The sequence below is a fragment of the Brevundimonas albigilva genome (assembly GCF_023503965.1).
Taxonomy (GTDB): Bacteria; Pseudomonadota; Alphaproteobacteria; order Caulobacterales; family Caulobacteraceae; genus Brevundimonas; species Brevundimonas albigilva.
The window spans coordinates 1,617,197-1,626,833 of record NZ_CP097298.1 but is presented as its reverse complement, the minus strand read 5'-3'; the positions used below and the strand labels follow the sequence as shown (position 1 = coordinate 1,626,833).

At 72.8% G+C, this 9,637-nt stretch carries 15 protein-coding genes and 1 pseudogene; 12 read left to right on the top strand and 4 right to left on the bottom strand.

Annotation, left to right across the window (positions count from 1 at the left end; translation table 11 throughout):
* Positions 1-8: 8 nt before the first annotated feature.
* A complete protein-coding gene (locus MU852_RS08675) occupies positions 9-686 on the bottom strand; it encodes a methyltransferase domain-containing protein (RefSeq protein WP_430641124.1) in 678 nt (225 codons plus the stop codon).
* Positions 687-899: 213 nt separating this feature from the next.
* Here MU852_RS08675 and MU852_RS08670 point away from each other — a divergent pair, with 213 nt between their 5' ends.
* From MU852_RS08670 to MU852_RS08635, 8 genes are all read left to right on the top strand, one after another.
* Positions 900-1,694 (top strand): ComFC family protein, encoded by a 795-nt coding sequence (locus MU852_RS08670; RefSeq protein WP_249749260.1) that lies wholly within the window; start codon positions 900-902, stop codon positions 1,692-1,694.
* A 67-nt stretch (positions 1,695-1,761) separates the two neighbouring features.
* Positions 1,762-2,019 carry a glutaredoxin 3 gene (gene grxC, locus MU852_RS08665; RefSeq protein WP_249749259.1) on the top strand — a complete coding sequence of 86 codons (258 nt, stop codon included), beginning with the start codon at positions 1,762-1,764 and terminating at the stop codon, positions 2,017-2,019.
* A 3-nt stretch (positions 2,020-2,022) separates the two neighbouring features.
* Entirely contained in the window at positions 2,023-2,862 is an 840-nt protein-coding gene (locus tag MU852_RS08660; RefSeq protein WP_249749258.1) for a carbon-nitrogen hydrolase family protein, read from the top strand.
* On the top strand, positions 2,859-3,290 hold the full coding sequence (locus MU852_RS08655; RefSeq protein ID WP_249749257.1) for a DUF1178 family protein: 432 nt from the start codon (positions 2,859-2,861) through the stop codon (positions 3,288-3,290). Before MU852_RS08660 ends, MU852_RS08655 begins: the two co-directional genes overlap by 4 nt.
* Before the next feature lie 2 nt (positions 3,291-3,292).
* Positions 3,293-3,436 (top strand): hypothetical protein, encoded by a 144-nt coding sequence (locus MU852_RS08650; RefSeq protein WP_249749256.1) that lies wholly within the window; start codon positions 3,293-3,295, stop codon positions 3,434-3,436.
* Positions 3,409-4,116, top strand: coding sequence for a DUF6597 domain-containing transcriptional factor (locus tag MU852_RS08645; RefSeq protein ID WP_347342380.1), 708 nt, complete (start codon positions 3,409-3,411; stop codon positions 4,114-4,116). The genes MU852_RS08650 and MU852_RS08645 overlap by 28 nt, the downstream gene beginning before the upstream one ends.
* A gap of 30 nt (positions 4,117-4,146) precedes the next feature.
* The gene (locus MU852_RS08640) at positions 4,147-4,605 is read left to right on the top strand and encodes a DUF6265 family protein (protein WP_249749254.1); all 459 of its coding nucleotides are present in this window, start codon (positions 4,147-4,149) and stop codon (positions 4,603-4,605) included.
* On the top strand, positions 4,560-5,117 hold the full coding sequence (locus MU852_RS08635) for a GNAT family N-acetyltransferase (protein ID WP_249749253.1): 558 nt from the start codon (positions 4,560-4,562) through the stop codon (positions 5,115-5,117). Before MU852_RS08640 ends, MU852_RS08635 begins: the two co-directional genes overlap by 46 nt.
* A 3-nt stretch (positions 5,118-5,120) precedes the next feature.
* On the opposite strand, the gene MU852_RS17390 is transcribed toward MU852_RS08635, so the two are convergent.
* Positions 5,121-5,249, bottom strand: a complete 129-nt coding sequence (locus tag MU852_RS17390) for a hypothetical protein (RefSeq protein WP_283843561.1) — start codon at positions 5,247-5,249, stop codon at positions 5,121-5,123.
* A gap of 328 nt (positions 5,250-5,577) precedes the next feature.
* The gene (rph, locus tag MU852_RS08630; protein ID WP_249749252.1) at positions 5,578-6,303 is read right to left on the bottom strand and encodes a ribonuclease PH; all 726 of its coding nucleotides are present in this window, start codon (positions 6,301-6,303) and stop codon (positions 5,578-5,580) included.
* Positions 6,304-6,347: 44 nt separating this feature from the next.
* Between rph and hrcA the strand changes: the two are divergent.
* The 4 genes and pseudogenes from hrcA (at position 6,348) to arfB (ending at position 8,940) form a co-directional block, all read left to right on the top strand.
* Positions 6,348-7,417, top strand: a pseudogene (gene hrcA, locus MU852_RS08625) (heat-inducible transcriptional repressor HrcA).
* Positions 7,414-8,058, top strand: coding sequence for a nucleotide exchange factor GrpE (gene grpE / locus MU852_RS08620; protein WP_249749251.1), 645 nt, complete (start codon positions 7,414-7,416; stop codon positions 8,056-8,058). The pseudogene hrcA and the gene grpE overlap by 4 nt, the downstream one beginning before the upstream one ends.
* Positions 8,059-8,083: 25 nt before the next feature.
* A complete protein-coding gene (locus tag MU852_RS08615; RefSeq protein ID WP_249749250.1) occupies positions 8,084-8,542 on the top strand; it encodes a YaiI/YqxD family protein in 459 nt (152 codons plus the stop codon).
* Positions 8,539-8,940, top strand: coding sequence for an alternative ribosome rescue aminoacyl-tRNA hydrolase ArfB (gene arfB, locus MU852_RS08610; RefSeq protein ID WP_249749249.1), 402 nt, complete (start codon positions 8,539-8,541; stop codon positions 8,938-8,940). The genes MU852_RS08615 and arfB overlap by 4 nt, the downstream gene beginning before the upstream one ends.
* On the opposite strand, the gene nth is transcribed toward arfB, so the two are convergent.
* The gene (gene nth, locus MU852_RS08605; protein ID WP_249751897.1) at positions 8,937-9,626 is read right to left on the bottom strand and encodes an endonuclease III; all 690 of its coding nucleotides are present in this window, start codon (positions 9,624-9,626) and stop codon (positions 8,937-8,939) included. The two genes, arfB and nth, sit on opposite strands and share 4 nt — an antisense overlap.
* Positions 9,627-9,637 lie beyond the last annotated feature (11 nt).

Below are 9,637 nucleotides of genomic sequence, written 5' to 3'. Positions count from 1 at the left end.
GGGCGATCCTAGTCCCCCGTCTGTTCCTTGACGCCCAGAGCGTCGGCCAGGCGCATCTTGGCCGAGCCGCGCGGCAGGGGCTTCTGCTGGCTCTCGTGCGGCTTCCAGCCGGCAAGATGGACGATCTCGAAGGTGGCGGGGATGCGGCCGTCGGCCTCGGCGTGGCGCTCGGCGTAGAGGGCGGCGGCGCGGCCGAGGACGGCGCGCGACAACGGCCGGATCGGGCCGGCCAGGACATTGGTCTCGCCCATCGCCCGCAGGTCGCGGACCAGGGCGGCCAGGTCGGGATAGCGCACGGTGAACCGGTCCACGTCGGACACGGGCAGGGCGAACCCCGCCCGCTGCAGCAGGGCCGCGCCGTCGAAGCCGTCGGCGAAGGGCGAGACCCGCGCCTGGGCGCCGCCGCGCTCGGCCAGTTCCGCCTCGGTCAGCACCCCGCGCAGCTCCTTCAGCGTGCCGGCCCCGAACAGCGTGCCGATGAACAGGCCGTCCGGCTTCAGGGCGCGGCGGATCTGGGCCAGGGCGCCCGGCAGGTCGTTGGCCCAGTGCAGGCTGAGCAGAGACACGATCAGGTCGGTCGAGCCGGGGTCCAGCGGCAGGGCGGCGGCGCCCGGCGCGGCGCGCTGGTCCAGGCTGGTCGGCGTCGACACGGGGCCGATGCGGCCCGCCGCGTCGCTGGCCGCCACGGCCTCGGAAAACACCCCCGGTTGCGCCGAGAGGTCGACCGCGACGGGAAAGTCGCGCAGGATCGCCTCCAGGCTGCCCGCCGCGTTCTCGGCGGCCCGCCGGTGCAGGAAGTCCGCCTCGCGAAAGCGCCGGGCCGAACGCGCCAGCCGGGCCGCGCGGCGGCGGGCGTCGAAGATCTGCGGGGGCCGGAGGCGGCCGGGGAGGGGTCGGTCATGGACGCACAGGATGGGGTCTGGCGCGCGACGTGGAAAGGGGCGAGCCGACGCGCGCGCGACCTGGGGCGGTCCGCCGCCGACCTGATCCTGCCGCCGCTGGCCCACGACAGCCGCGAGGCGACCGCCGCCGCCGGCCTGACGCCCGACGCCTGGAGCCGCATCGCCTTTCTGGAGGCGCCGGTGTGCGACGGCTGCGGCGCGGCGTTCGAATATGACGGCGGGGCGTTCGCCCAGGACCGCTGCGCCGCCTGCCTGGCCCAGCCCTACGGCTTTCACCGGGCGCGGGCGGCTTGCGTCTATGACGACGCCTCGCGCGGGCTGATCCTACGCTACAAGCACGGCGACCAGCAGCAGTTCGCGCCCCTGTTCGCCCGCTGGATCGGCCGGGCGGCCGCCGACCTGCTGGGCGAGGCCGATGTCATCGCGCCCGTGCCGCTGCACCCGTTCCGGCTGCTGTCGCGCCGCTTCAACCAGGCGGCAGAGATCGCCCGGCCGCTGGCCCGCACGGCCGGCCTCGACTATGTCCCCGACGCCCTGGTCCGCATCGTCCGCACCGACAGCCAGGGCGGCAAGAGTCGGCGCGGGCGGCGGTTGAACGTGAAGAAGGCCTTCGCCGTCACCGAGGCCGGCCGCCGTCGCATCAAGGGCCGTCGCATCCTTCTGGTCGACGACGTGTTGACCACGGGCGCGACCGGAGAGGCCTGCGCCCGCGCCCTGGTCGACGCCGGGGCCCGGGCCGTGGACCTGGCCGTGATCGCCCGGGTGAAAAACGCCCGGCAACTGATTATCTAGAAGCGGCCCCTATGTTCGCCGCGCGGCGGCTCACGACTTGAGGGCGCATAATGATTGGAGATGCCTTTTGGCCGACGTCGTCATCTACACCAAACCCGGCTGCCCCTACTGCTTCAGCGCCATGGCGCTGCTGAAGAAGAAGGGCGTCGACTACACCGAGATCGTCGCCTCGAACGATCCCGCCAAGAAGGCCGAGATGGTCGAGCGGTCGGGCGGGGCCATGACCTTCCCGCAGATCTTCATCGACGGGCGGCACGTCGGCGGGTCCGACGACATCCACGCCCTGGACCGCCAGGGCGAGTTGGACCCCCTGCTGGCGGCCTGAGCCGTGGCGGGCGCGCTCGACATCGCCCTGGTCCAGACCCGCACCCCGGCGACGGCGCAGGCGGGGCTGGATCACGTCGCGCCGCTGATCCGCGAGGCGGCGGCGGGCGGGGCGAAATTCGTCCTGACGCCCGAGGGGACCAACCTGCTGGAACAGCGCCGCGACCGCCGCGCGGCCGTCCTGTCGAGCGAGGACCAGGATGTCGCCGTCCTGGGCTTGCGTCGGCTGGCGGCCGAGCTGGGCGTCTGGCTGCTGATCGGCTCGGCGATCGTCCGCTCGGGCCGGGAGGGCGACGACCGCGCCGCCAACCGGTCCCTGCTGATCGACGACAAGGGCGCCGTCGTGGCCCGCTATGACAAGCTGCACGTCTTCGACGTCAACCTGCCCAACGGCGAGCGCTACCGCGAGAGCGCGACCGTGCGGCCCGGCGACGGGGCGGCCGTCGCCGACACGCCCTGGGGCCGGCTGGGCCTGACCATCTGCTACGACATCCGCTTTCCCCACCTGCATCGCCAGCTGGCCCAGGCGGGGGCGTCGATGATCGCCGTGCCCGCCGCCTTCACCGCCCCGACCGGCGAGGCGCACTGGGAGACCCTGCTGCGCGCCCGCGCCATCGAGACGGGCGCCTTCGTCCTGGCCCCGGCGCAAGGGGGGCTGCACGAGGACGGCCGGCGCACCTGGGGCCGCTCGACCGTCGTCGGTCCGTGGGGCGAGGTCATCGCCAAGGCGGATCACGACCAGCCTTGCGTTCTTCACGCGAAACTGGACATGGAGGCCGTGGCCAAGGCGCGCGCGGCCATTCCCTCCTTGACCCACGATCGCGATTTCGCCCCCGTCCGATGATCCGCTACGCCCTGAAGTGCGACCACGACCACGGCTTCGAGGCCTGGTTCGGCTCCTCGTCGGACTATGACGACCAGGCCGCGCGCGGGCTGGTCGAATGCCCGTTCTGCGGCTCCCATGCGGTGGAGAAGGCGATCATGGCCCCGTCGGTCGGCGGCACGAAGAAATCCGCCGCGCCCGACATGGCCGCGAAGATGCAGACCATGATGATGGAGGCCGCGCGCGAGGTCCGCGCCCATGTCGAGGCCAACTTCGACTATGTCGGCGACGCCTTCGCCCGCGAGGCCCGCGACATCCACGAGGGCCGGTCCGAGAAGCGCGAGATCTACGGCGAGGCCACGCCCGCCGAGGTCAGGAAGCTGAAGGACGACGGCGTCCCCGTCGCGCCCCTGCCGGCCCCGCCGCCGGACCCGACCAAGGTCAACTGATCATGGCCTCGGGGGAGGAGCGGTATCAGGAGTTCGGGCCGCCGCCGGCGCTCCGCCCCTTCGTCCGCACGATCTGGACCTACGCCGCGCCGGCGCCGACGCCGGTCGTCCAGCGCGCATCGCCCCCGACGGTTGCCCCGAACTGATCTTCGACATCGGCGCGCCCTATGAGGAGCAGGACGACGACGGTGAATGGCGTCTTCAGCCGTCCGCCCTCTTCGCCGGCCAGATGACCCGGCCGCTGGCGCTGCGTCCCGTCGGCGCGACCGAACTCGTCGCCATCCGCTTCGAACCGGACGGCGCGCGCGACTGGCTGGGCCTGCCGCTGCATCAGGCGACGGACCGCCGGCTTGACATGACCGGGCGTCTGCGCGGCTTCAGCGCGCCGGCGGGCGATCCGGCCGGGCAGGCGGCGGCGTTCGGGGACTGGCTGGACGCCCAGCGCCGGGCCGGCGACTGGCGCATCGACCCGCGGGTCCGCGCCGAGGTCGAGGCGGCGACCGAGGCGCGTTCAGTCCCGCCCCGCGCGCCGACCGAGCAACGCGCCCTGCAGCGCCGCTTCGCCGACCGGGTCGGCGTGTCGCCGCGCCTGCTGCGTTCCATCTTCCGCTTCCGGCGGGTGTTCGACCACGCCGCCGATCCGGCGCGGGCCGAGGGCTGGCTGGGGGCGGGGCTGGAGGCCGGCTATTTCGATCAGCCGCAGATGGCGCGCGACTTCCGCCGCTTCCTGGGCTGCACCGCCACCGACTGGGCGCGCGAACAGCACGACCTGGCGCGGGCCATCGCGTCGCAATCCTACAAGCCGGGCGTCCCGCCTTCGGCCTAGCGTCGACTTCGCAGAGAGGGAGACCCGACGATGCTGACGCTGCTGATGATCACCGCCCTGCAGGCGGACCCGCGCCCCGACCTGAGGTGGATGGCCGGCTACTGGCTGTCCTGCGAGGACGGGCGCGAGGTCTCGGAGACCTGGACCGATCCGCGCCTGGGCCTGATGGCGGGAACCTCGGTCACCGTGCGCGGCGGCCGCGTCGGCTTCGAACTGTCGCGCATCGCCCCGACGGGGCCGGCGCCGGACGCGCCCCTGGCCTATTTCGCCCAGCCGGAGGGCATGGCGGTCACCGTCTTCCCCGTCGTCGCCTCGGGGCCGAACCAGGTGACGTTCGAACAGCCCGCCCACGACTTCCCCAGGCGCATCGTCTATGAACGCGCCGGCGATATGTTGTCGGCCCGGATCGAGGGCGACATCGACGGCGAGACGAGGACGATCCGATGGCGCTTCCGGACGGCGGAACTGAACGCGCGCTGCCCGGCCTGACCGGCCTGGACTGGCGGGCCATGCGGCCCGAGGACATCGACGCGGTGGTCGAGGTCGCGCGCCTGTCCTTCCCCGACCATTTCGAGGACCGCGCCTGTTTCGAGAACCGCCTGGCGCTCTATCCGCGCGGCTGCTTCGTTCTGGCGGGAGCCGGTGCGGAGGACGGGGCGGAGCCGGCGCGGGGCTATCTGATCGCCTACCCCTGGCGGGCCGACGCGGCGCCGGCCCTGAACACGGTGATCGAGGGCCTGCCGGCCCAGGCCGAGGTTCTCTATCTGCACGACCTGGCGCTGGACCCCCGGGCGCGGGGCGGCCGGACCGGCGCGGTGATCGAGCGCCTGGCCGAACAGGCGGCCGAGGACGGCTGGCCCGCCCTCGCCCTGGTCGCCGTCAACGCCGCCTCGGGCTTCTGGGCCCGCCACGGCTTCGAGCCGCGCGATCCGCCCGGCATGGCGCAAAAGCTGGCCAGCTACGGCGAAGACGCCCGCTACATGGTGCGAACCCTGGCCTGAGCCTCAGCGGGCGCATTCCTTGGGCGCGTTTCCGTCGCGCGCCCACATCGCGCACGAGCGGTCGATCTCGGCCTGGATCATCTCGCAGGGATTGGCGGCGTTGCAGGGCGGGCGGGTCGCGGGGCTGACCATCCGGCACTGTTCGGCCAGGGCCGTGGCGGCCGCCTCGCCGATCTGGTCGCGGCACGGCTGGGCGCTCGTCGCGGGCGGCGCCGGGGTTTCCGGCGCGGTCGGAACCGGCGCGGGCGCAGGCGCGACGGGCGTGACGGGTGCGGGCGCGGGGGGCGCGCGGGGGCCGGCTCCGGCGCGGACGGGGCCGGTTGCTGCTGGCAGGCGGCCAGCGCCAGGGCCAGGGACAGGATCGGGGCGTAAACGGCGGCTTTCATGACGTCCTCGCGGTCTGTTCCAGGCAAGAACGCCGCCCGGGCCGTCCGGCTCCGCCCCGCCTGGGCCGCCGGTCTCAGCGGGCGACCGCCGCCAGCGCCGCCTTCTGCAGGGCGAACAGTTCGCCGCAGCCGCTCTCGGCCAGGGAGAACAGCCGGTCGAACTCGGCGCGCGAGAAGCCGCGCTTCTCGCCGGTGGCCTGGACCTCCACGATCTGACCGGCGCCGGTCAGGACGAAGTTGGAATCCGCCTCGGCCTGGGAGTCCTCCTCATAGTCCAGGTCCAGGACCGGAACGCCGTCGCAGACGCCGCACGACACCGCCGCCACCTGGTCCAGGATCGGGTCCGCCTTCAGCACACCCTCGTCGCGCAGATAGGTCAGCGCCGAGGCCATGGCGACCCAGGCGCCGGTGATGGCGGCCGTGCGGGTGCCGCCGTCGGCCTGGATCACGTCGCAGTCCAGCACCACCTGGCGCTCGCCCAGCGCCTTCAGGTCGACCACGGCGCGCAGGGACCGGCCGATCAGGCGCTGGATCTCCTGGGTGCGGCCCGTCTGCTTGCCCGCGGCGGCCTCGCGACGGCCGCGCGTGTGGGTGGCGCGGGGCAGCATGCCGTATTCGGCCGTGACCCAGCCCTGGCCCTTGCCGCGCATCCAGCCGGGGATGGTCTCCTCGACCGAGGCGGTGACCAGGACCCGGGTGTGGCCGAAGGCGATCAGGCACGACCCCTCGGCGTAGCGGTTGACGCCCGTTTCGATGGTGACGGCGCGCAATTGGTCGTCGGTGCGTTGCGAAGGGCGCATGGCTTGTCCTTGGAAGAGCTGGCGGCGGTGCTTATCCTGAAACCATGAGCCTGATCCACCCCTCGGCCAGCCTCGCCGCCCTGGACGAGCGCGCGCGCGACATCTTCCGTCGCATCGTCGAGTCCTATCTGGACACCGGCGAGCCGGTGGGGTCGCGCACCCTGTCGCTGGGCGGGGTGGCGCTGTCGCCCGCCTCGATCCGCAACACCATGCAGGACCTGACGCTGGCGGGCCTGCTGGCCTCGCCCCACGCCTCGGCGGGGCGGATCCCGACCCATGCGGGGCTGCGGCTGTTCGTGGACGGCCTGCTGGAGATCGGCGACCTGAGCCAGGAGGAAAGGCGCGAGATCGACGGGCGCCTGGCCGGGCGGGGTCGCAACTTCGAGGCGGCGCTGGACGAGGCCTCCAATCTTCTGTCGGGCTTGGCGGGCGGCGCGGGCGTCGTGTCCAGCCCGGTCCGCGAGTCCGGGGTCAAGCACGTGGAATTCGTGGCCCTGGGCGGCGACCAGGCGCTGGCGGTCATCGTCGCCGACGACGGCACGGTGGAGAACCGGATCATGACCCTGTCGGCGGGGGTCACCCCCTCGACCCTGGTCGAGGCGTCAACTTCCTGAACGCGCGCCTGCGGGGCCGCCCCTTCGCCGACGCCCGCCGCGAGATGGCCCGCGAGCTGGAGGCCGCCCGGGCCGAGCTGGACCAGACCGCCGCCCGTCTGGTCGAGGACGGCCTGGCCGCCTGGTCCGGCGGCCCGGACCGCGAGCGCGCCCTGATCGTGCGCGGCCGCGCCAATCTGCTGCAGGACCGGGACGGCCTGGCCGATCTGGAGCGGGTGCGGGTGCTGTTCGACGACCTGGAGCAGAAGGAGCAGCTGATCGGCCTGCTGGACGGGGTCGACGCGGCCCAGGGGGTCCGCATCTTCATCGGCGCGGAAACGCGCCTGTTTTCACTTTCGGGTTCCGCCGTGATCGCGGCGCCCTATATGAGCGGCCGGCAGCGGGTCCTGGGCGCCATCGGCGTGATCGGACCCGCGCGGTTGAACTACGCCCGTGTCATCCCGTTGGTGGACTATACCGCCCGGGTGCTGGGCCGGATGCTGGACGGGAACGACAAGTGAGCGACAAGCCCCTAAACGACGAAGACTTCACCGAGCTGGACGCCGATCAGGCCGAGGCCAACGCCGAGCACGGCCTGGACTCGCATCCGGGCGACGACCTGGCCCCGCTGGACGCCGTCATCGCCGAGCGCGACGAGTGGAAGGACCGCGCCCTGCGCGTCGCCGCCGAGATGGAGAACCTGAAGCGCCGCTCGGAGGCGCAGCAGAACGACGCCCGCGCCTTCGCCATCCAGCGCTTCGCCAAGGACCTGCTGGGCGTCGCCGACAACCTGGAGCGCGCCCTGATGGCGGCGCCCAAGGACGCCGACGGCCCCGCCGCCGGACTGGTCACAGGGCTGGAGATGACCCAGAAGTCCCTGCTTCAGGCGTTCGAGACCAACGGCCTGAAGCGCGTCGCGCCCCAGCCAGGCGACGCCTTCGACCCCCACCTGCACCAGGCCATGATGGAGCAGCCGTCCGACACGGTTCAGGGCGGCGCCGTGCTGCAGACCATGCAGCCGGGCTTCGAACTGTTCGGCCGCACGGTGCGCCCGGCCATGGTGGTGGTCGCCGCCAAGGGATCGGGCGGCGGCTCGGCGGGCGGGGGCAACCCCTATGCGGCCGCCCCGGCGTCGGGTCAGACGTTCGACGGCAAGGCCTGACGGCTCCGCCCGCCGCGCCCTGTCCATGCCCACGGTCCTCTACATCGACGCCGACGCCTGCCCGGTGAAGGAGGAGGTCTATCGCGTGGCGCGGCGCTACGGGCTGAAGACCTATGTGGTCTCCAACGGCTGGATGCAGGTCCCGCGCGAGGCGTTGATCGAGCAGGTGGTGGTCGACGCCGGCCCCGACGTCGCCGACGACTGGATCGCCGAGCGGGCGGGGCCGGGCGACGTGGTGATCACCGCCGACATCCCCCTGGCCGACCGCTGCCTGAAGGCCGGGGCCCAGGCGCTGAAGGCCAACGGCCAGCCGTTCACGCCCGATTCCATCGGCTCGGCCCTGGCCGGGCGGATGGTGGGCGAGCACCTGCGGTCGATGGGCGTGGCGACCTCGGGCCCGCCGCCCTTCTCGGCCGCCGACCGCTCGCGCTTCCTGCAGGCCCTGGACCAGGCGGTGGTCAGGGCGCGCAAGGCCGTCCGATGACGACGATCCCGGAAGAGGAACTGGAGTTCCGCTTCTACCGCGCCGGCGGGCCGGGCGGCCAGAACGTCAACAAGGTCGCGACCGCCGTGCAGATGCGCTTCGACGTCGGGAACTCGCCCAGCCTGGCGGAGGCGGTCAAGGCGCGGCTGATGAAGCTGGCGGGCAGTCGGCTGACGCTGGACGGGGTGATCGTCATCAGCGCCGTGCGGTTCCGCACCCAGGAGCGCAACCGCGCCGATGCGATGGAGCGGCTGCAGGCGATGGTCGACCAGGCCTCGGTCCGGCCGACCTATCGCGTGCCGACCCGGCCGACCAAGGCGTCCAAGGAGCGGCGGCTGAAGGCCAAGACGACGCGCGGTTCGATCAAGTCCGGCCGAGGCAAGCCGTCGCTGGACTAGGTTCGCGCCTCGCCCAGCGCCTGCAGCCCCGCGCGCGAGGGACACAGGTCGGCGATGACGCAGGCCGGGCAGTTGGGCTTTCGCGCCGTGCAGGTGTAGCGGCCGTGCAGGATCAGCCAGTGGTGCGCCTTGGGCAGCCAGTCCTCGGGCACGACGCGGAACAGCTGGGCCTCGACCTTGTCGGGGGTGGCGGCGTTGGCCAGGCCCAGCCGGTGCGAGACGCGGAAGACGTGGGTGTCGACCGCGATGGCCGCCTCGATCCCCAGCTCGTTCAGCACCACCGACGCCGTCTTGCGGCCGACGCCGGGCAGGGCCTGCAGCCCCTCGCGCGTCAGCGGAACCTCGCCGCCGTGCTGCTCCAGGACGATGCGGCTCAGCGCGATGACGTTCTTGGCCTTGTTCCGATAAAGGCCGATGGAGGCGATGTAGGGGATCAGCCCTTCCTCCCCCAGCGCCAGCATCTTCTGCGGCGTGTCGGCGACCTTGAACAGCCGGTCGGTCGCCTTGTTGACCGAGACGTCGGTGGCCTGGGCCGACAGGGCGACCGCCACCACCAGGGTGAAGGGATTGCTGAAGTTCAGCTCGGTCTTAGGATCGGGCATGACCCCGCTCAGCCGCTCGAAGATCGCCTCCACGCGGTCGGGGTCGGGCGGCCAGCCCAGCACGGGGATGGCCGCGCCGGTCATCACCGACGGAC